This window comes from Marinifilum fragile (assembly GCF_963677365.1).
Lineage (GTDB): Bacteria > Bacteroidota > Bacteroidia > Bacteroidales > Marinifilaceae > Marinifilum > Marinifilum fragile.
Genome location: NZ_OY781962.1, coordinates 306114 through 330267, shown reverse-complemented (window position 1 = coordinate 330267; position 24154 = coordinate 306114). Strand labels below are relative to the sequence as shown.

14 protein-coding genes are annotated in these 24154 nt (G+C 32.9%); 5 read left to right on the top strand and 9 right to left on the bottom strand.

Annotated elements, in window-relative coordinates:
* The first annotated feature begins 14 nt into the window (after positions 1-14).
* The gene (locus ACKPCA_RS01185) at positions 15-656 is read left to right on the top strand and encodes a WbqC family protein (protein WP_321280890.1); all 642 of its coding nucleotides are present in this window, start codon (positions 15-17) and stop codon (positions 654-656) included.
* Here the strand turns inward: ACKPCA_RS01185 and ACKPCA_RS01180 are convergent.
* Positions 648-1085: an NUDIX hydrolase gene (locus ACKPCA_RS01180; RefSeq protein ID WP_321280888.1), complete on the bottom strand. Its 438-nt coding sequence runs from the start codon at positions 1083-1085 to the stop codon at positions 648-650. The genes ACKPCA_RS01185 and ACKPCA_RS01180 overlap by 9 nt on opposite strands.
* Before the next feature lie 48 nt (positions 1086-1133).
* Entirely contained in the window at positions 1134-1928 is a 795-nt protein-coding gene (locus ACKPCA_RS01175) for a C40 family peptidase (RefSeq protein ID WP_321280887.1), read from the bottom strand.
* 178 nt (positions 1929-2106) lie between these two features.
* Here ACKPCA_RS01175 and ACKPCA_RS01170 point away from each other — a divergent pair, with 178 nt between their 5' ends.
* From ACKPCA_RS01170 to ACKPCA_RS01155, 4 genes are all read left to right on the top strand, one after another.
* Positions 2107-4251 carry an HD family phosphohydrolase gene (locus ACKPCA_RS01170; protein ID WP_321280885.1) on the top strand — a complete coding sequence of 715 codons (2145 nt, stop codon included), beginning with the start codon at positions 2107-2109 and terminating at the stop codon, positions 4249-4251.
* A gap of 446 nt (positions 4252-4697) precedes the next feature.
* Positions 4698-6350 (top strand): Zn-dependent hydrolase, encoded by a 1653-nt coding sequence (locus ACKPCA_RS01165; protein WP_321280884.1) that lies wholly within the window; start codon positions 4698-4700, stop codon positions 6348-6350.
* Positions 6351-6458: 108 nt separating this feature from the next.
* Positions 6459-8849: a TonB-dependent receptor gene (locus tag ACKPCA_RS01160; RefSeq protein WP_321280882.1), complete on the top strand. Its 2391-nt coding sequence runs from the start codon at positions 6459-6461 to the stop codon at positions 8847-8849.
* Positions 8850-8933: 84 nt separating this feature from the next.
* Positions 8934-9653, top strand: coding sequence for a hypothetical protein (locus ACKPCA_RS01155; RefSeq protein WP_321280880.1), 720 nt, complete (start codon positions 8934-8936; stop codon positions 9651-9653).
* Between the two features lie 698 nt (positions 9654-10351).
* Here the strand turns inward: ACKPCA_RS01155 and ACKPCA_RS01150 are convergent.
* From ACKPCA_RS01150 to ACKPCA_RS01120, 7 genes are all read right to left on the bottom strand, one after another.
* On the bottom strand, positions 10352-11845 hold the full coding sequence (locus tag ACKPCA_RS01150) for a SusD/RagB family nutrient-binding outer membrane lipoprotein (protein WP_321280879.1): 1494 nt from the start codon (positions 11843-11845) through the stop codon (positions 10352-10354).
* A 14-nt stretch (positions 11846-11859) separates the two neighbouring features.
* Complete coding sequence (locus tag ACKPCA_RS01145; RefSeq protein WP_321280878.1) at positions 11860-15108, bottom strand: SusC/RagA family TonB-linked outer membrane protein; 3249 nt, start codon at positions 15106-15108, stop codon at positions 11860-11862.
* Positions 15109-16108: 1000 nt separating this feature from the next.
* Positions 16109-16912 (bottom strand): hypothetical protein, encoded by an 804-nt coding sequence (locus ACKPCA_RS01140; RefSeq protein ID WP_321280877.1) that lies wholly within the window; start codon positions 16910-16912, stop codon positions 16109-16111.
* A 28-nt stretch (positions 16913-16940) separates the two neighbouring features.
* Positions 16941-18398: a SusD/RagB family nutrient-binding outer membrane lipoprotein gene (locus ACKPCA_RS01135; RefSeq protein ID WP_321280876.1), complete on the bottom strand. Its 1458-nt coding sequence runs from the start codon at positions 18396-18398 to the stop codon at positions 16941-16943.
* Between the two features lie 19 nt (positions 18399-18417).
* Positions 18418-21585, bottom strand: coding sequence for a SusC/RagA family TonB-linked outer membrane protein (locus ACKPCA_RS01130; protein ID WP_321280875.1), 3168 nt, complete (start codon positions 21583-21585; stop codon positions 18418-18420).
* Positions 21586-21953: 368 nt separating this feature from the next.
* Positions 21954-22634 carry a hypothetical protein gene (locus ACKPCA_RS01125; RefSeq protein WP_321280874.1) on the bottom strand — a complete coding sequence of 227 codons (681 nt, stop codon included), beginning with the start codon at positions 22632-22634 and terminating at the stop codon, positions 21954-21956.
* Positions 22635-22730: 96 nt separating this feature from the next.
* Positions 22731-24140, bottom strand: coding sequence for a RagB/SusD family nutrient uptake outer membrane protein (locus tag ACKPCA_RS01120; protein ID WP_321280873.1), 1410 nt, complete (start codon positions 24138-24140; stop codon positions 22731-22733).
* Positions 24141-24154 lie beyond the last annotated feature (14 nt).

Genomic DNA, 24154 nt, shown 5'->3' with positions numbered 1-24154 from the left:
TAAAAAGGTATAAAATGGAAAATACCACAGCTCTTCTATCAACAGCCTATTTTGCACCAATTCAGTATTATTGCAAACTGATTCAGTACCCCAATGTGATGATTGAACAATGGGAAAACTATTCAAAGCAATCCTACCGCAACAGGTGTAACATTTATGGTGCAAACGGAGCTTTGGCAATTTCTGTTCCCGTGGTAAAGGCTACCAATAAAAAGGTATTAACCAAGGATGTGAAAATCTCTTACGATACCAACTGGCAAAAACTACATTGGAAAGGAATCGAATCTGCATACAAATCATCACCTTTTTACGAATATTACATCGATGATTTAGAGCGATTTTTTAATCAAAAATGGGATTTTCTTTTAGATTTTAATCTTGAAATTCAAACCGAGATTAGTGAAATTCTGGAAATAGAAAACAAGCATTCCTTAACCGAAGATTTTATTCCTTTAGATGCTCCTGATATTACTGATTTTAGAAATGTTATTCATCCAAAACCATCAAAAGGAATAAATGATACTGAGTTTGCCCCACAATTTTACACTCAAGTTTTTGGTGACAAACATGGTTTCATTCCCAACCTTAGCATTTTGGATTTGATATTTAATTTGGGTCCTGATAGCTCTTACTATCTGGAATCTTGCCTAAAATAGTTTAAGGTAATCTTTCAGATCATGCATAATTTCATCATGATCGAAAGCCAAGGGTGGTAAATTTCTTACATCAAGCCATTGAGCTTTTAATGCATCATCATCGCCTTTAACTTGCGGTAAATCTTCTGTCTCCATTTGAGCCAAATAAACAACAGAAACCGTACGTCCTCTTGGATCACGATCTACAGCTCCATACGTTTTGAACTGCTTTATTGAAACCCCTTCAAAACCTGTTTCTTCCTTTAACTCGCGATAAGCTGCAGTATCCAAATCTTCATCCATATCCACAAACCCACCAGGAAAAGCCCACTTGTTTTTGAAAGGATCATTGGCTCTCTCAATTAACAACACGTAGTTATTGCTTTTACATTTGCAAAAAATGGCACAATCAACGGTTAATGCCGGGCGTGGATATTCGTATGTATACATGATTTAGCTTATTGAATATTGAAGTCATTATAGACTTCAATTTGCTGATTACTGTTTAATGATTCTTTTAATCACTCTCAATTTATGCGTGTAGCGTTTGGTATCAACATTAAAAATTCCTTGATGATCAACATTATCAATTCTCACCTTACCGGAAGCATGTATAATTTTGTGTCTATCCCAAATGATACCAACATGTGTAATTTTACCTTCCGCATTGTCAAAGAAGGCCAAATCTCCTGGCAATGCCTCTTCAACAAAAGTTAAAGGTTCGCCAACCAAAACTTGCTGACTGGCATCTCGAGGTAAACTTATACCATTTAGTTTGTAAACAATTTGAGTTAAGCCAGAACAATCAATCCCATATGGCGTTCTCCCTCCCCAAAGGTAAGGTGCATTAAAATATTTTAATGCGGCTTCAATTATGGAATCACGGACATTTGTTTCATCACCATTTTCGGTAACTTTTCCTTGATAAAAGTACTTCTTCTCTCCTATTTTAAAAGATTTCTCTTCTCGATTACAAAACGGGAATGAACTTCCTGGAACAATCAATTTGTTGGAATAATCTTTCTCCTGAAAAACAAGATTAAAAGTATCATTAGCTACTGCTGATAATTGGGTAGCCAGCAAATTATAGAACTCTTCATCGATAACACTTATCATTTTAGTATCAACCCAACCCTCGTAATTATCATAGGCTAATCGTACCTTACTCCAGTTTTCAACATCCTCAATAATTTCAAAATGTTCTCCAAATAAAATTTGGGTTACCATTTCGCTTTTTTCGGCAGGTTCGCTGCGTACTGGGATGATACTTAAATCGGAAATTCCGTAATTCATTTATTGGTTGCTTAATGATTGTTATCAATCAAATATAAAAAATATAATTATGTTTTTACATTTGCATTGATATATTTGCTGTGTATATCGCAGGTAAAAGAAAGGAATAAATATTTTTTACCAAAAAATATTCAACTAATTTTATAAAAAGAATTTCAACACTCCTAATCAGAATAGAATGAATAAATACTTTAGGTTAATTCGACAAAACTTAAGTAACATTTATCGCTTTACCATTACTACAATTACCATTGTACTGATCATGCTTCTATTCCCGAATACGGGTAACTTTAAGTATGAATACCAGAAAGGTAAGCCTTGGATGCACGAAACCCTTATCGCTCCCTTTGATTTTTCCATACTAAAAACAGAAAAAGAATTGAATCAGGATCGCGATAGTATTTTGAATCAATTCAGCCCCTATTTTAAGGTCGACACTTCTGTTTATCCTTCGGTAATCGAAAAGTTTGAAAAGAATTTTGAGACAAATTGGAGCAAATTTGAGAAATCTTCAGCCTATAAAAAGCTAAACTTTTCACAAAAGAGATCAGATTCCGAAAAATTACTATGCTACAATTACCTTAAAACAAACCTTAAGAATTATTACAATATCGGAATTGCTGATTTTCAAAATGAGAAGCAACAATACAACTTCAATCTGACAGAAACAATCAACAAATCAATAAATAACATTAATGAGAAAGTTCTTACCGATAAAATATACTCAGCAAGAACTGCCTATGAAAACATTAGTTCAAATTTAAAATCAGATTACAACAATCCCATTTTTCAAAGCTTTCTTCAGAATTTAAATCTTGATTCTTACCTGACTCAAAATCTGTTTTACGACAAAACCATGTCTGATCAGGTTAAAAACAGCATGCTTTCTAATATATCACTTACCAAAGGTAAAGTCGATTTTGGAACTCGTATTGTGTTAAGAGGAGATGTAATTAATGACGATACTTTTCTCATTTTAGAATCGCTAAAAAAAGAATATGAAAGCTTTTTAGGAGCATCGCAAAATCATTACCTAATTATTGGGGGACAAGCTCTATTAATCATTTCCTGTGTAATTCTTTTGTTTTTATATCTACGAAACTTTAGAAAGAAAATCTTGCACGACAACAAAAAACTCCTTTTCATATTTCTGTTGGTCTTGTTATTTGTTGCACTCACCACTCTGATATTAAAACTCCAAAATCAAGGCGTTGATGTTAACATTTACATTATTCCGTTTGCACTAATTACTATTGTGGTACGAACATTAATGGATAGCCGAACAGCATTATTTGTTTTTATTGTTACGGTTTTAATTACCGGATTCCTAGCTCCTAACGGTTTCGAATTTGTATTTCTTCAATTGGCAGCAGGTATCATGGCCATTTATAGTCTGCCTAGACTTGAGAGACGGGGTCAGCTTGTACTAACTGCCATTATTACATTCTGTACCTACAGTGTTATTTATTTTGCGTTCTCGATTACTCAGGAAGGCAGCATTGAAGAGATAGAATGGTTCAATTTTGTGTGGTTTGCTTTTAATGGACTACTACTTACTTTCTCCTATTCTTTAATTTACATTTTTGAGAAGTTATTTGGATTCCTTTCTGATGTTACACTAATAGAGTTATCGAATCAAAACCATCCACTATTACGACAGCTAATTCAACAATCGCCGGGAACATTCCAACACTGCTTGCAGGTTGCCAATCTTGCCGAAGCTGCAATTAATAAAATCGGAGGTAATCCTCTATTAGTAAGAACTGGTGCACTTTATCACGATATTGGTAAAATGAAGCATCCAATTTATTTTATCGAAAATCAGATGTCTAACAAAAACCCGCATGATGATCTTGAATTTGATAAGAGTGCGCAAATCATTACCGATCATGTAAAATTTGGAGTGAAAATTGCAAAAAAACACAAGTTACCACAACAAATTATTGACTTTATTGAAACTCACCATGGGGCAGGTAAAGTAATGTACTTCTATACATCCTTTAAAAACAAATACCCTGACAAGGAAATTGATGAAGAGAAGTTCCAGTATCCAGGTCCAGATCCTTTTACCAAAGAAACCGCTGTTTTAATGATGGCCGATGGTATTGAAGCTGCTTCGAGAAGTTTGAAAGAAAAAACTCCTGAAACCATTCGTGAGTTAATCGATAAAATCATTGACAAGCAGGTAAAAGAAAATCGCTTTGCCAACTCAGATATCACCTTCAAGAATATCAATGAAATCAAAGAGATTTTCACAAATAACTTGATTAATGTGTATCATGCAAGAATTGAATATCCCAAAGAAATAAAAAGCAAAGACTAATTAACTTGAAATTGAAACCAGCTTAAGCAGAACCTACTACTCAAGCTGGTTTCTTTTTATGCAAAATTACATATACTTATTATAACAGGTATTAAAATTATTTTTAATACTTATTAAAAGTAATTTTGATACCTGTTAAAAATAAAACAGCAAAGTACACCTGTGGTTACCTTGCGCTTTGAACCAATAAAAACTAAATGTTGAATACAACGGTTAAAACACATTCTAAAAACAACAATACCTGTATTTGTTACCCCCAATTTCTTCTTTCTAATCAATCGTATTTGTCATCAGCATTTTGAGAAAACTCAATTTTTTTCCCTCTCCTATTTTTTGTAACTTATAGAATGTGACCAACTTCACACAAAACATATTAGTTTTTAATGTGATATTTATTTGATGTAAAACCATCTGTTTACTAAATCTTCACCCAAAACCCTACTATTATGATACGAAATAGCATATTTTTACTCGGTCTGATTGTATCGATTGCATTTGCAGTGTCTTGTCAACCTGAAAAAAAAGTAGATGAAAAGAAGACAGGCGACACAGTGATACAAAGAAAATTAGCCAACTATGCAGAAGTTAAGCTATCTGCAGATCTAAGCTCCCTCTCTTCCCAGCAAATAAAATTGTTCTCCCATCTAATAAAGGCTGCCGAAGCTATTGATGATATGTATTGGATGCAGTCCTATGGAGATAAAGATGCTCTATTAAATGGCATTCAGGATCCTGATATGAAACAGTATGCCAAAATAAATTATGGTCCTTGGGATAGATTAGATGGATTTAAACCATTCACTGAAGACTTTCCTCCCAGACCATTAGGAATTGGCTTTTTCCCTGCCGATATTAATCAGGAAGAGTTCTTTCAATTGAATAATGATGAAAAATACAGTGCTTTTACAACGCTAACAAGAGATGAAAGTGGAAAGTTAAAAGTGGTTCCTTTTAAAGCTTCTTATAAAAAGCAATTACAATTGGCTGCAGATCATTTGAAAGAAGCAGCAAATCTGGCTGAATCAGAAGATTTCAAAGAATATTTACAGCAAAGAGCTAAAGATCTTACTTCCGATAACTTTACAGAAAGTAACAAGCTTTGGTTAGAGCTTAGCAATAACCAACTAGATTTTATTGCAGGTCCGATTGTAAATACAGAAGATCATTTAATCTGGACAAAATACTCCTATGGTGCCTTTATTCTTTTAAGAGATAACGAATGCACCAAAAATGTGTCTAAATATGCTTCCTTACTACCTTTTTTACAGCAGAACTTACCAGTTGATGAAAAGCTTAAAGCCGAATCTGTAAGCAGTACGGCTAATCTGTCAATCTATAATGTACTGTACAATTCTGGCTACTGCAACGCTGGAAATAAACTAATTGGATTAAATCTTCCCGTAGGTCTTCAAAATACATCTGAAGCCAAACGAGTGTACTTTAAAAATGTAATGCACGCCAAATTCGATAAAATATTAAATCCAATTAGCGAATTGGTCATTGATGAAAAACAACGTAAACATATAAATTTCGAATCGTTTTTCTTGAATACCATTTTCTTTGAACTTACCAGTGGTATTGATATCTCGAACACAGTTAATGGAAATGGAAATGTAAAAGATGCCTTAAAAGAGCATTACAACGTTATTAATGAGCTAAAAAACGATGTGCTAAGAATGTATCTTTTAAACCAGGTTCACGATATGCGACAAATAGAAGAAATAGATATGCTTGACAACTATGTAACCTATATGGCCGACGTTTTTAGATCTATTCGATTTGGCGTAACCGACGCTCAAGGGGTTGCAAATATGATCCGCTTCTATTACTTTGAGGAACATGAAGCCTTTAAATACAATCAAAATACAGGAACCTATAAAATCAATGATTACAAAATGGAGAAAGCAATTGAATCATTGGCCAAAATGGTACTTGAAATTCAAGGGAATGGTGACTATGCAGCTGCAGATAAACTGATAAAGGATAAGGGATATATAAGAAATGAGTTGTTGCAGGATTTATATCGAATTCAACATGCAAAAATACCTAAAGATCTAACTTATGATCAAGGAGAAAAGGTAATAATCGCTGAAAAGTAATTTTACTTTAAACGGGTAATTTTTAAAGGGCATCCAAGAGATGCCTTTTTTTATACCTCAAATAAAATATTAATCATATATTTGAGTTTTCTCTAAAATTTAGAATATATGTTTCGTCTATTAAGCTCTTTCTTATTCGTATTAATTGCAAATTACTGTTTTTCTCAGCAAGTAAAAGTTGTTGATAAAGAAACTAATAAGCCAATTGAGAATGTATACATATTTGACAAATACAATTCCACTCTAACCAATAAATTCGGAATTGCCGATTTATCAGAATTTAAAGAAAAAGGGCATATTTATTTTCAACATCCTTCTTTTCAAAACTTGGAATTGGATTTTGACGAAATTAAACTTAGAAATTTCACAGTTCGACTACTTTCAAATATTTTCCCCATACAAGAGGTTGTAGTTTCTGCAAATAAATGGGAACAAAACATTAAGGAAGTTCCTTTAAAAGTTCATAGAATAGATAAAAATGAAATCGCTGAAGTTAATTCTCAAACAACGGCGGACCTTTTAAAATCATGTAACCAGGTTTATATTCAAAAAAGTCAGTTGGGTGGCGGGAGCCCAATGATTAGAGGTTTTGCCGCAAACCGGGTTCTACTTGTTCTGGATGGAGTTCGTTTGAACAATGCCATATATAGAAGCGGGAATTTGCAAAATGTTATTAGCATTGATGCAAATAGTCTGGAATCGGCGGAAATTATTTTAGGGCCTGGATCAATTATTTACGGTAGTGATGCAATTGGAGGTGTTATGGATTTTCATAGCATAAAGCCACTCTACTCTACTTCGGGAAAAACCAATACCAAATTTAGATACAAAAACCGTTATTCATCTGCTAATAATGAAGTAATGAACCACGTATCGTATAATGTTGGAAAAGAAAGTTTAAGTTTTGCAGGAAGTGTTACTTACAGTGATTTTGATGATCAAAAAATGGGTAGTCATGGTCCTGATGAGTATTTAAGGAATGAATATGTTATTCGAGAAAATGGAACAGATAAAATAATCTCAAACTCTGATCCAAAAACCCAAAAACAGTCTGGGTACAACCAATTCAACCTTGTTCAAAAGATCAGGTACAAAGCTTCTGAAAACACGGATTTACTTTATGGTTTTCACTATACAACGAGTTCTGATATTCCTCGTTACGATAGATTAATTCAATACAAAGGAGATAATTTAAAGTATGCAGAATGGTATTATGGACCGCAAACATTACAAATGCACAACTTTCAACTAGCATTAAAAAAAGCCAATCTTTTATATGATTCATTCAAATTAACTACAGCATTTCAGAATTATAAAGAAAGTAGACATGATAGAAAATTCTCATCTGCTTCAAAACGTAGTCGTTCTGAAAAATTAAATATTTACATTCTAAATGCCGATGCTGAAAAAGAACTATCCAAATCAACTCATTTGTTTTGGGGAGCAGAAATGACCTACAATCGTTTAAGATCAAAAGGACATAGCACCAATATTGAAACCAATGCCTTCGAAGAAATTGCAAGTCGTTATCCTGATAAATCAAAATATTCAAGCCTGGCTGTTTACAGCAATATCAAACGAAAATTAAATTCAAATTGGACTTTAAATACGGGAATTAGGTACTCTCACATCTGGATCAATTCTGAACTAGATAATACTTACTATAACTTCCCTTTTACCAAACTTGATTTATCCACCGGAGCTCTTAATGGTGGCATAGGGGTTACATACAATTCCGATTTAGGTTGGGATTTCAAATTAAATGCAAGCTCTGGTTTTCGAGCTCCTAACATTGATGATATAGGTAAAGTTTTTGATTCTGAGCCTGGAAAAGTTGTAGTTCCTAATAAGGACTTAAAACCAGAATACATTTATAATGTAGACTTTAATGTCAGTAAAAATTTTAATCAGAAATTTTTTATCGATATCAACGCCTTTTATTCTTTTCTTGATGATGCGATGATTAGAAGCGACTATAGTTTTGATGGTCGAAATACAATAATTTACGACGGTGTGGAAAGTGAAGTCCAGGCGATAGTTAATGCTGATAATGCTAAAGTATGGGGTATAAACTTTCAATGCATTGCAAAAATCAATCAAAACTTTTCAGCAACAGCAAATATGAACTACAATAATGGAGAATACAAAGACGGCAGTCCGGTAAGACATGTTGCTCCTGTGTTTAGTTCATTTAAACTTGATTATAAGTCGAATAAATTGTCTTCCAATATTGCATTAGAATACAACGCAAAAATAGCCTACAAAGACCTTGCAGGGGTCGAAAAAGACAAACCATACCTGTATGCTTCGGATAAGAATGGCAATCCTTATTCTCCTGAGTGGTTAATTGTAAATTGGAACAACAATTATCAACTCAGCAAATCTATAAATCTCAACTTTTCAATTGAGAATTTATTTGACAAACGATATCGTCCATACTCTTCAGGAATAGCCGGTGTTGGAAGGAATTATGTTGTGGGAGTAGTTTACAGCATTTAGCTATAAAATCAAAAATAAATAATGCTATTCTGGTTAATTTTGATTAAATTGGCTACAAGTTAACTCCCTAAAATAGATATAGTAATGTATAAGTTCGTTTTTTTTATAAGCATATTATCGTTTTATACTTTAATCGGTAACGCACAAAAGCAACCTCAAAAATTGAATTCGAATTTAAACTTGTATTCAACGTCATTAATGAATTTTTATAATGACGTTATCAAGGTAAAAATAGCAGAAGAGAATACTTCAACTCAGTTTAATGGAAGTCCTTATGTCAATGATAGATTTAGTAAAGGCTCTTTGGTAACAAAAGATAGTTTGCTTTATTCAGGGCTTCTTCTTAGATATAATAACTATAAGGATATAATGGAGTTTCAAAAAAACAATACGGCTTTTGAAATATCTCATCAATTTCCTTTATTACAAATCATGTTTGACGGAAAAATCTACGAACGATTTACCTACCAAGATAGCAACGAATTGACAACTGGTTTTTTCTTGCAATTATTTAAAGGTAATTTCAGTTTGTATTCAAAAGAAAAGATAGTTCTAAAAAGCGGTAGACCTGCTAAGGGTTACCAAACTAGAACACTTCCAACTTTTCAAAAAACATCAATTCAATTATACATTAAAGACAGTAACGATAAACTTACAAGAATAAATAATAAAAAGGATTTACTTAATTTATTCCCATTAAATAGAAATAAGGTATCGGAATTTATAAAAAGCAACCATCTAAAAACTAATAATCAATCAGATCTTATTAAAATCCTTGATTATTGCAACAATCTTAAAATATAGAACTCTGCATTCATTGGAGCTTTTATTTTTTAAAAATAAGTCCTGCAATTAAATATGGTATAATATTTAATTGCAGGATTTATCTTGTAATACAATTTCCTCTAATCATTTTGATTTATAAGAATCGAATAAAGTTTACATTCAACTTGTTTCCTTTGCAACATATTCTACATATTTGCTCAGCACATTCAATTACTCCTTTCAACGTTCAATATTATCAATATGTCATGCCATAAATGAATGTAAATATGTTGAAATTAACATCTATCCTTCTACATTCTACCAACTGTAACACAATTGAGCCACTCTTTTAAACTCTATTGTATCAGCTCACATAAAATCGGGAGTAATATTCTGCTATAGTTTTCACTCCTCTGCTATCTTCATGAAAAAATCCTTTATACAATACTTTACACCTTTTTCAGAAAGAACATAGTTTATGCTGATATGCGTATAAAATAATTTTCTTCCTCATTTTGCAATTATCAAATCAATCAATACACTATCAATAGCACTATTTAATGCACGCAGCAAATAATCCTATCATACGATATTAAATTGTTGAAACAAAAAGTATCTATTTCGATCCTATGAATTAAACTGACTTTACTACTAATACTCTTAAAACAATATTTTTATCAGAGAAAAAGGGGCTATCTCAATTGAGATAGCCCCTTCGAATTAATTCTATTTAAATATTAATTAATGTCCCAAAATAATTTTGTGTCCATTTCATCTCCACCGATAGCAGCAGCTGCCGCATCATATTCTGTTCCATTAAGTGTTGCCTCTTCAATAGGATATAAAAATCTAACAGGAACTTCTGGATCTTCATAACCAATAAGATTATCATCATCATCAAAAATTGGAAATCCTTTTAGAATTCCAAAATCCAATAAACGATAAGTTGTCCATCCCTCAAAACCATTATTAAATAATGATATCCATTTTTGAGATCCTATCTTAACCTTCCAATCTCCAGTTGCAGTTGTATAAGCTACCTCAGGTTGTGCCAAAAAAGTAGATGCTTCTGTACCATCAACACCCCATTCTGCCATAGATGCTAATACAGCTGCATTATAATGATCTTCTGCAGTACCAGTAACAGTGTAACCTCTCTCAGCTGCCTCTGCAAGTAAAAATTCAACCTCTGCATAAGACATCAAAACACCTTCCAATTCTGGGTCATGAAATAAATCTCCAATATGTGAATTCTTAGAATAAGAATTTGCAGTTCCGTAAATTCCACCTTTATAAGATCCGTCATATAACGTAAAATAAACAGAACGTCTTGGATCATTTTGAGCATTCATGTAATCCACTAAATGATTTGCAGCAACGAAATCTTTTCTACCACTTTGTACCAAATCTACCCATAAAGGATTAGTATTTGGTGATAATGGCATATAATCTATTTTAAAATTATCTGCATTACTACTAATTAGAGTATTACTAATTGCTTCTTCAGCAGTCGCCTGTGCAACTGATGGATTTACGTCTGCCAATCTTAATGCAAGTCTTAATTTTAAAGAATTTGCATATTTCAACCAATTTGACATATTTCCTCCATAAATTGGATCATTTGCATCTAACCCTCCATAACCAGTACTGATCATATCAATTGCATTATCCAATTCTGTCAAAATATTTGAATATACAGTTGCAGCATCATCATAAGAAGGTTCTGGATTTTCAATATCTAATGCATCTGTATATGGAACATCTCCAAACAAGTCTACTAAATTAGAATATGCAAGGACCTCTATTATTTTAATACAAGCAAGCTTATTATCACGAATAGCTTCTTCACTTACTGGATTAACGCCTGGTAAAACAGCATTATTAATAGAAACTTTAGCCCCATCTAAATCTTTCAAAACATCGCGGTACAATGTTCGCCACATATTTCTACCAATATTTCTTGTGGTCTGATTATATTGACTTTCATCAGGATAGGTAGTTTGAGCCCAATATTGAGAATAAAGTCTGAATACATTACTATTAACATTAGTATTCAACATTAAATAATAATAATCAAGAACAGCATTTGTAAATAATGGTCCTGGAGGAACTTCCGATGCATTTTTTGTATCTGTATTTCTCTCTTCCAAATCATCATCGAATCCTGAACATGCCGATATCACAGCAAGTGAAAACAGCAGTATTCCAAATTTATATATATATTTTTTCATCTGATTATAAATTTTTAAAAGTCAATTTTCACATTAAATCCAAAATTTCTTACTGTTGGGTATGAACCCGAAAGATATCCTTGAGCTAAACCTGCAGATAATCCAGATTCAGGATCTGCATAAGGAACATGCTTATCTATAATCCAAAGGTTACGTCCAATCAAAGAAAGTGATACATTTTGTGCAAATCCACTTATTAAGCTTTTCGGTAAATTATACGTTAATGACAACTCTCTTAACTTAACAAAAGAAGCATCATAAATTGTTAATGCCGAAGGATTTCTTGAGTTATTACCCCAATAATATGCTCCACCATAGTAGTCGGCTCTCGCACGTGTAGTATTAACTTGTCCGTCAGCAGTTACACCTTGATTTAAAATACCACCACCTTCAGATACAGGATCGCGTTTAGGATTTCCTAGCTCATTCAAGCCAGCCGTATGCTTCAAAACACCGGTACCTTGTCCATAATGCATATCAAGAGAATAAACATCTCCACCCTGTTGAATATCAATCAAGAAACTCAATGTCAACCCTTTATAACTAATCGTATTTGTAATACCTCCTGTCCAATCAGGATTCTGATCTCCAATTACTTGATCTGTTTGTGATACATAATAGCCAGACGAGTTTACAATTCTTTCACCATTTTCATGATACAAGAAACCTGTTCCTCTAATTGTTCCTAGAGGTTTTCCTTTAGTTGCATTGATAGAAACTCCTCCTTGATATGAATTAATAACAATGTTATCAAGGCCTTGATACAAGTCTACAACTTCACTTTTATTTTTAGCCCAGTTGATATTAACGTCCCAGCTAAAATCTTTTGTTTTTACAGGTGTACCATAAAGACCTAATTCTATACCTTTATTTTCAACCTCTGCAGCATTAACCCATCTTTGTGAATAACCAGTCGCCTTACTCTGTTCAACAGGAATCAACATATCCTCTGTTGTTTTATGATAAAGTGACAAATCAACACCTAATCTATTATTAAGAACTTTTGTTTCCAAACCAAATTCATACTCTTTAGTTCTCTCTTCTTTCAGTTCTTGATTATTTTTAGTAGAACTATAACTATATCTCTGGTATTGACCAAAATTTTCGTCACGAACATAGGTGTCAAATACATTTAAAGGACTAGTATCATTCCCTACTTCCGCATAACTTAATCTTATTTTTGCAAGATTTAGCCAAGAGTAATCCATTAGACTTGATAACAAGAAACTTGTTGAAGCCGAGTAATAGTTATAATTATTATCACTTTTAGGTAATGATGAAGATTGATCAATACGATCGGTCAATTCTAGATACAAGAAATCTTTATAAGATAATGTAGCTTGAGCATATACACCATAAACCCTTTTCTCTTCTAAACTTTCAAAAGGGAAAGGATTCGGATTTGCTGAATTACTTAACGCATAAATACCAGGCACTACAAGACCACCTAAGGTAGAACTAATTACGCGATCTGTTTTTTCATCTCTAATGTTAAAACCAACAACTCCCGATAATGCAAAATCATCAGCGATCTTTGTATCGTAATTAAACATCAAATCGTAATTCAATTCTGTTCTTTGAATATCTTGACGTTGATATCCTGAACTTTCATCCTGACGAAGCAAGCCAAATGGAGCTGGAGTAGATCCTACTGCTCTCCTTTCTTCACGAATTTCATTGTAAGTATCCAAAGAAACTCTTGCTGTAATATCTAACCAATCAAAGGCATCAAAATTCAAATATACATTTCCGTAAAATCTATCACGTGCATCAGATTGATAATTCTCATATCTGGTCCAATAAGGGTTATCCCAAAAAATAGGGGTTAAAGGATCACCTCCAATAGTTGCAGTATGATTCCAAGTATAATTTTGTCTTGTATCCTTATATATCCTCTCTTGATCTTTAACATCAACATTTACCTGCCACCATTGGCGGAACTGAGACATTAAATTATCTGAATATCCAGTAGAATTACGACCTTTTGTATCTTGAAATGATGCATTGGCACTAATACCCACCTTCAACCTATCATTAATTTGATTATCTCCATTAAATGCAATAGTATTACGATTTAATTTTGAATTTGGTAAAACACCAGAAGTATGGAAGTTTGTAAAACTCAATCTAAATGTACCATTTTCTCCACCTCCAGTTAACTCTACATTATTAGTAAAACCAACTTCTGTTTCAAAAAAGTCAGATGGATCATTATCCGCTCCTTTATATTCGTATGCTTTCTGATAGTTTGGAGAACCAGGCACAAAAGAGTCCCACTGATATGCCATTGTACCATCAAATTTAGCTCCATAAGAACCATCTTCATAAAGTGGCACAACTAAATCATCAACTCCATCTCCGTCAAAATCAAAATCATCAAAACCATCGGTATTTCCATAATACCAAGGTGCATATCCTGCACCATACTCTTTCTGATATTTCGCAAATGTTTCCTTATCAATACGACCAATTGAAACACCTGAATTAATGCTTATACCTAATCCTTTTTTTGCAGTACCTTTTTTAGTAGTAACCATAACAACACCATTGGCTCCACGTGAACCATATATAGCTGTTGCAGCTGCACCCTTAAGTACACTCATTGCCTCAATATCATCTGGATTAATATCAGATAAAGCACTACCATAATCATAACCAGTACTACCACTACGTTGAGCACTTGAATTAAATGTAGAACCTCCAATAGGTACACCATCAACAACAAATAAAGGTTGGTTACTTCCAAAAATAGAAGAGTTACCTCTAATTACCATATTTGGAGATCCACCGAAGTTGTTTGATTGCTTAATCTGAACACCTGCAATTTTACCTGACATGGAACTCATCAAGTTCTGTTGCTTAACTTTTGTAACTTCATCGCCGCCCAAATCAGTTACCGAATATCCAAGAGATTTTTTTTCTCGAGTAACACCTAACGCTGTTACTACGACTTCATCCATACCAATAGATTCAGTTTGAAGAACAACATTAATTACAGTTTTATTTCCAACTGCGATTTCTTGAGTAACCATACCAACGAAGCTAAACATTAAAATGTCTTCAGGGGATGCCTCTAAGGTATACTTACCATCGATATCGGTACTGGCTCCAATCGTAGTACCTTTAATAACAACAGATACTCCAGGCATGCCCAGACCATCTTCAGCATTAGTTACCGTACCGGTAATCTGTTTGCTTTGCGCATTTACTATCTGTAATCCCATAAACATGAGGAAGACAAATAGTCCAATCATTTTTTTCATAAAAAAAACTTTTTAGTTAGTAATTAAGTAAAGATGCAAAATGGTTAATGGTAATTCTTGAGAATAAAAATAGCACTTTAATTGGTTTTAACAAATTTTAACACTTCCTAATCGGTACTATTTTCAGTTATTTAAGTAAATTATCGCAATACTTTATGATAATATTTACAGCGACAATCATTACAAGATTAATTTTTAATTATAATTAGTGTAAAAAAGGGAGTTTTATCACTATTGTATGATATACTATTGTTACTACCTCTTAAATATTATCTAAAAGAGATTAAATATGATCAAATTTTCAGCCCCTCTATTAAATTAATATGTTACTCTTAAAAATAACGCAAGTCACGCAAAAGTTATCCAACAAATTATCAAGCAGAGAAATTTTAATTCAATCAGTAAATCATATTAATTCATGATACTAGTAATCTTTTAAGCAATTAATAGGGTAATATACCCCTCAATTCATTCTATTAAAACCTAAATACTTAAAAGTAGTTTATAGCTTAAGCTTGCAGGGGCAGAAAAAAGAGTAAGTATATCTGCTTACCAAGGATAATAATGATACTCACTACTCTCTGGAAAGGTATATTGTAATTTAAATAATTCTTATAAACTTACAGCTTCAATAAATTTCACCTTTGTAAGCGAGAATTTATTTAACAAGGTGCATCTCTTGTAAACTATTGTAGTTACTAGTATTGATAACAATTTTGTGGTAAGCATTTTTTTCGTAATAATTCTAAGTTTTACTAAAACTATTCATTTGCGGAGTCAGATTTATTTAATATTTACAGTCAAAAACTGAAAAAAATATCATGTTAATATAAGAAGATCTTAATATAAAACTTGTTCTTGAGTTTATCACTCGAATACTTTAATTAAATTCTACAGTTTAGAAAGAAAAGTTAAAAAAAAGTCCCCAAGGAATATACCTTGGAGACTTTTTACTTTTTATTTAATAAAAACAATCAATAACGACTATTTAAATTAAAGGCTAGTCGTTTCTCGTAAACAAGAAATTATAGGTTCCAAATGATCCTTCATCCACAGTAATTTTAAATTGCATCTCGAAAGAACCATCACAAGACTTATACAGACCTCCACCAGGACCATAATAGTAGTTTGTATAATCCCCCCAAGGAGCACTTGGGCCAAGAAGCGAAGTTACTACATCTACTTTAAATGAGTTAGGATCAATGTTTAATTCAAGTAAATTATCATTTGCAGCTCCACCTTCCATTTCATAAATACCTGATACAAAAATTTTGAACGGATCATTAGGATCTGCTGTAAATTCAACATCACCTGCAACCTCCCAATCTTCAGATACAACATGGTAACTACCAACTGCCATAGCTGGAGTAAATTCACAAGTTACAAATACATTTAATGCAGCAGTCGATCTCGATGTAACATCACCTGAAGTAGTAACAACATGAAATAAAAACGAATCATCTACTTTAATATCACTTTCGGATAAACCTAAAACACCAATTACATCTAAAGCTGGTAAAGTAATAGTTGCCGGAAATGAAGCAATTTCTTGTACAACAGCAGTAGTGCCTTTATAAGTTACCTGTACTTCAGCAGCATCAACCTGTTCTCCTTCTGGTAAATCAACAACAAATTCCACATAAGAATTTGCTAAATCTGATGTATAAAAGGCTGGATTAACATCTGTAATTACCGGTATAATCGATAAACCACGAGATCCTACAAGATTCTCGTTCGTGTCATCACATCCACTAATAAAAAGTGAAAGTGCAACAAATAAACTTAATAATCTATATAATTTCATTCCTTTTCGTTTTTGTTTAGTTATAACATTATCTGGATCCTCCAGCCCACCATACATTCTCAGAATAAACGTAACTTCCATCACCATATGCTTCACGAACATTTGCATTAGTAGTTACATCTTCAGATCCGTAAGAAAATCTTAATGGAAATTGATTCGTGTTCAAAGGATTATCCAATTGAATAAAATCTTCGCCCATAGCTCTTAATCGTCTAATATCATTATATGCTTCAATTGCTTCTTCTTCAAAAAAGGCAATATATTTCTGAACCATGATCTCTTTCAAAGTTGTGTTCTGATCTAATAATTTAGGCTCCACCTCATCAGTAAAATAAGTTTCAGCATCAGCTTGTGAAATACCAATATTAGATTTTGCACATGCTGCTACTATTGCTTTTTTAAGAGCTGCAGTCGCATTTACAAGATCACTTTGTCTAGCATATGCTTCTGCTTTTAAAAACTCAACCTCATGATAACTCATTAAATAAGTTGGTGCAGTTAAAGAACTAATTGCAGAAATTCCATAGCGTCCTTGTTCTTGACTTGGTGTTCCATTTGGGGCAAATTCCAAAGTACCTCCATCTGTATAAGGCTTAAAGAAAACAGCATCTCGTGGATCGTTTCTGGAAGTAAGTTTGTTGTGTAAACTTGTACTTGCACCAAAATAATCACGATCTAAGAAAAATTGTTGAAAAGGACTTTTCGAAGAAGAACCATTGTAATTAAATTGACATTGTTCATCAGCATTAGCAAAAGATTGATTTGCAAAAGAAATTACATCAGTATAATTTGCATTGCGGAATGATAATCTCATTGTATATCTTGCTTTTAAACCGTAAGCAAATTTTATCCAATTATCAATACTATCTTCATCTCCGTCATAAAGGAAATCTTGATTTCCTAAATTTGGAAAAGTGGTTTCCTTTCCTAAATTCTCAATAGCATTATTTAAAAAGCTAAATATTTCAGTATAGATCGATTCTTGAGAATCCAATACAGGGGTAAAAATTACACCAGGTTGTAATGCTTCAGTCCAAGGTACATCGCCCATAACATCAGTTAATATCGCCAAATTATATGCAGATAAAACTTGTGCAATCCCTAACGTATGATAATTACCCTCTTCAGATCCACCTTCAGAACATTTGGTAATCACATCATTAAGATTCAATAAGGTCTGATAAATTGAATTCCATGAATTATTATAAGTAGTACTACTTGTAGGTTCATTCGATCTAATCTCTGCATTATACATCTGATTGTAAACACCCACGTTATGTTCAACATAACATGAAGAATAAAAAGCCAAATCAGATCCTGTCACACTAAATGCTGTACTTGTCATTACATCCGTAATAATCAAGTTTGATGCTACATTTGCAGGATCATTCACGTTCTTATTGATATTGTCCATCAAATCTTCAGAACATGAACTAACCATAAAAGCAAATAAAACAATGGTTATATTATAAAATATTTTTTTCATAATTGTCCTTTCTTAATAATTAGAATTTAACATCTATACTAAATCCATAACTTGTTGCCTGAGGAAGAGAAAATCTCTCAAAACCTCCAGCCATATTATTATTTCCCTGAGAAGATTCCGGATCAAAATTATCTAGCTCTGTCCAAAGCAAGATATTTCGTGCAAAGGCAGAAACAGAAAGATCTACATTAGGAATTAAAGTCTTACCAAAATTATATTTTAATGATAATTCTCTAAGTTTCACAAAAGAATTACCATGTATATAATACTCATCAATATTAGTTAATACATCTGAGTATAATGTCTGGTATGCACCAAGGTCATTAGCACCACCTCTTGCAATATCGTTTTTCGATCCATCTGCCTTATAACCTTCAAATATAAATGTAGATTCTCTGTCTTCTGTTCTTTCAGACATACCGTATAGATCAAGAAGTCCATTAGAGCCAGAATACATCTGTCCACCATCTTTCCATTCGAAAGTAGCACCAAGAGACCACTTCTTATATCTTAAGTTAGTAGAAACACCTACAATAAAATCAGGAGAAACAGAACCTATTACGCCTGGATCACCAGCCATTGGCATACCGTAACCATCAGCGTTAGGATCTTCATTAACAAGGATTCTCCCCATATCATCACGCTTATACTGAGAGCCATAAATTACAGGATAAGTATCTCCAATTCCAGCTCTAACTTGAGGAGTTGTAAAACCACCTAAGAAAATACTTTCTACACCTGGGGCCAATTTATCGACAACATTCTCAATTTTTGAATAATTAACATTCAAATCCCAAGTAAAATCGTTTGTAGAGATAGGAGTAAAGTATAAGACAACCTCATGACCATTAGTATGTACCTCTCCTCCATTCATAGTTAAACTACTAGCTCCTGTTGAACCAGCAAGAGGTACCGAGAAAATTTGATCTTCAACATTTTGTCTTGAATATGTATAATCAACTCCTATTCTGTTGTTTAAGAATTTCAAATTAATCCCTAACTCATAAGACTTTGTATTCTGTGGTTTTAATGCTGGATCATACAAAACATTATTAGGAATATAAGAACTTGTACCATCTAGCGGATATATGATAGGTTCATCAGTCCAGAATCCACCACCATAATTAGGTTTTGCATAATAATTTTCTCTATATGTTCCAGCTTGTCCAACTTCCGCATAAGAACCTCTAATTTTTGCAAACGAAATCCATTTTGCATTCTTAATAAAATCAAGTTCTGAAGCTACAAATCCTAAAGAAACAGAAGGGTAAAAGAATGATCTGTTATCACGAGGCATTGAAGATGCAACGTCATTACGTCCAGTCATATTCAAGAACAACATATTTTTCCACGAAAGTGAAACACTTGAAAATACACCAACGGTTCTGTCTTTATATTGTGCTTCATCAGAAGTTACAGTATTCGCATTGTTAACATGATTCCATCCGCCAAAATTGAACTCCTGACCAAACTGATCATAAGTTTTAGTTTCGTTATGATTTAATTCATTACCAACAATAACATTCAATTGGAAATCATCATTAATTTTCCAATCAAAATTAGCTGTTAACAAAGAGTTATAGGTTACGTCAGTTACTCCGTAATTATTAATAGAACCTGTTTTTCCTTTACTTCCAAAACCAAAAATATCCTGATAGTGAGTAGTATAAGAATCAATACCCAATTGATATTTCACAGTTAAGTTCATATCTGCTGTTAACTCTTTAGAATATTGAATATATCCATTTCCGAAAAAACGATTTGTTTGTTCATTAAACTCATTATTATGCTCAACCCAATATGGATTGTCAAAAGTTAATGAACGATAATAAATCTGAGTATATGGATCGCCAGGAACATGATAAGGTATGCCTTTTAGGTTATAACTACTTGGAGCAGATAATACACCTGCCAAAGAAGCATCATTAGCTCCCGACAATTTATCAACTTCAGTTTTTGCAAAGTTTGTAGAAAATCCAACTGTAAAATTTTCATTAAGTTTTCTTTCAGCTGCAGCCTTTGCATTCCATCTTTCCATTCCAGTATTTAAAGCAATACCGTCTTGATCAGTATAACCAATTCCCACTGAGAAATTACCATTTTCTGTAGCTTGGCTAACATTAATTCCCGTAGTTGATGTATAACCAGTTTGGTAATAATCATCCCAATTGTTATATACCTGAGGAGTAACCCAAGGATCAAGACCTGCATCCTCTAACTGAGGAACCCTATACATTCCATCATGACCATTTCCATTACCACCATAAGTTGGATCATTAGGTAATTCTGAAATTTTACTACCCCATGACATTGATGTTCTTGGACTATACGCACCAGCATATCCTTGAGCCCAGGTTTTTTGATAGTCTGGAGTTCTGGAAACCATATCAAAACTTGTTGTGTGGTTAATTGAAACTATAGGTTTTCCTTTTACTCCTCCTTTTCCACTCTTGGTAGTAATAATAACAACACCATTCGAGGCTCTAAGCCCATATAATGCTGCTGCTGCCTGACCTTTTAGTACATTAATACTTTCAATATCATTAGGATTCAAATCTAATGCTCTATTAGAAATATCGGCTCCTGTAACACTACTACCAGTACTAAATGCAGCTGTACTTGCGATAGGCATTCCGTCTACTACATACAATGGAGTATTATTTCCTGTAAACGAACGCGATCCTCTAATAACAATTTGAGAAGAAGCACCAGGCATACCACTTGACATTTTAATATCAACCCCAGCTACCTTCCCTTGCAGCGCTTTTGCCAAATCTGGCGTTCCTGTTTTCTTAAGATCTTCAGCTTTTACGTCCTGTACTGCATATCCAAGAGCTTTCTTTTCTCTTTTAATACCCAATGCAGTAACAACAACTTCATCAACCCCTATTGATTCAGCTTCCATAACAACATCAATTACAGTTTTATTTCCTACTGTAATTTCTTGTGGGACCATTCCCACGAAGCTAAACATTAAAACATCGTTTGGTGAAGCTTCTAATGTATATTTTCCATCAATATCAGTACTAGATCCTATTGTAGTACCTTTAATAACAACAGACACTCCAGGCATCCCAAGGCCATCTTCGGCACCAGTAACTGTACCTGTTATCTGCTTACTTTGTGCATTTACTAATTGTACACCTATCAAAAATAGACATACAAATAGTCCAATCATTTTTTTCATAAAAAACTTTTTTAGTTAGTAATTAAGTAAAGATTCTAAATATGGTTAATGGTAATTTTAGATCCTAAATATAATGCAATTATAGTATTTGACAAATTTTAACACCTCTAAACACTTGAAAATATAATCGCTTTTATAACTATTCTTAACAATATACAAAACAAAAAAAAACACATTAGTCATCAAACATCATCATTTTGTTTTATTAACTTATTATATTCATTTTATGAAATTTATAAAATCTATTATACAAGAAAAGCCAACATACAGACATGTTAGCTTTTTTATTGTTTTTTGAACTATATATACGAATATAAAAGAAATTCAGAAAATATTACTACCTTCCTTCTAAGTGTATAATTAAGTCTCTAAAATAAGCCGTTATAATAATTAAAAATTTGAATCAAATCATTTTCTTTTCCTATCTTCAATTTATTCTTTTTCACAAAAGTCTTTACATTCTCACTTTTGTCCGCAAGAAGTTGTAAAATAGATTTTTTATTCACTTTAATAAGTTCAGCTACCCCATTACTTCTTCTTATATAGTATTCTTTCTTCAACACATAACGATCTGGATCTGGAGCAGTATAAGAACTCACATCCCTCCCTTTTATGAAACGGCAGGTATAATATTTTAATATTTGTAACTTTTCATCACCGCCAAGCAATTCCATATAATCATATTTCACATTATTTCCATACATCAATTGTGCGTAAATAAATTTGTGCTTATTTATTATTATAGAATCCATCGTTTGAGGATTTGAAACTGCGAGTATTTCACCTTTATGGTGTATTAGCATTTTCCCACCTTTAACAAGGTATTTGATAGGTACATCAGAAACTGTGTATTCCGTATTAAAATATATTTTACCTTTTACCCAATCTTCATTAAAGAATATTTGCCCTTCTACTTCTTTAAGTGAAGCAAAACCTTCATAATGGTGTCTTCTTACTTCTGTAAGATCGAACTCTTGGCTAAACACTTCCACATTAAGTACGAATGTAAGCACTATAACTATTAATCCTCTATAAATTAACGAATACATTTCTTTTGTTTTTAACTTATTTTTTATATCATACATAAATATAATAAAAAAAGGTTGTTCTTAAAGAACAACCTTTTGTTTTTTTTCAAAACTTAATTATCTATTATCATTAATAGTATCATCAATCAAATCATTAGCATCTATTTCATCTTGTGGAATCTTTAAGAAGAAACGCTTGTCATTTGGTTCTAAAGCAACCATTACTCTGTGGTTTCCATCTCGAGTAATACCTCTACCTAAGCGTTTAGCATCAAACCATTCAACACCAATCTCTGCATACAATTCTTTTCTTCTTTCCAATAGAATTTCTTCCAATAAATCTGCACCTGTATTTGCAGACTTCACAGCATTTGGATCGCGATTAGATTGTAGAGCAAAAAGTAAATCATGAGCAGTATCTTCATCTCCATTACGATAATTTGCCTCTGCATCAATTAATACCATTTCGGCTGTTCTCATAATGTGCATATCAGCTTCAAAAGAGAATTCAAACTTATTTGAAATAAAATTTCTATAATCATCATCACCTACAGGGTAGCCTTCCCAAAATTCATTACGAACATCAGTTGCACTAAATGTTGCCACAAAAGTATTATTAAAGAATGTTCCGAAATAAGCATCCTCTGTATGATCTGTAAAAGCATGAGGAGCTATGTAATAATAGTTCGACTGATCTGCTTGCTGATCCATACTCCACATAACTTCTGAGGCAGTTAAATCATCAAAACCACCTGCATAAATAGAAGCATCTAATGCGGCTGCTAGATTTCCACCATAAGCAGCATTAGCTGCAATCTCAACCTGTCCCCAGTCTTTATCTAAAGCCATTAAAATACGTGCTTTTAATCCATTCGCAACACTCTTATTCATATATGACTTATTGATTCTGTCTGATGTTAAACCAGCAACAGCATCGTTTATATCACTAATCAATTGAGCTTCAAAATCAGCAGGATTAGACATCCCCTTTGGTTCTAAGGCAGCTGGTTCGGTATATAATGGAGGAGTTTGAAGTCCAGAATTTCTTGAATAATATTCCAAATACAACTGGAAATTGAAGAATGCTCTTAACCCTTTTGCTTCGGCATCTAATACCACTTTAGCATTATCAGATAATGCGTCACTTGCTGCAATTTCCTTAATTAATGTATTTGCATGCTTAACCCCTTCATAACAAAATTGCCAATCTCCTACTACACGCGTATAGTTTGGCTCACGGTTTTCATGTGCATAGTCAAAATTATACCATGAATTCTGAATTAGATCATTACCCTTTACACTACGCGACATGTACATAGAGTACACTCCCCCCATATCAGTTCTGATATATTGAGCTCTAAACAGTCTGTAAATTCCGGCAAAATATGCTTGAACTCCTTCTGGGTTACTATAAATATCATTTGCTGTTAAAACATCTGTAGGCTTTGGTTTATCAAGATAATCAGAACATCCTGCAACACCTAAAAACATAGCAACCCCTGCTATAAGAATATATATTTTTTTCATTTCTTCTATGTTTA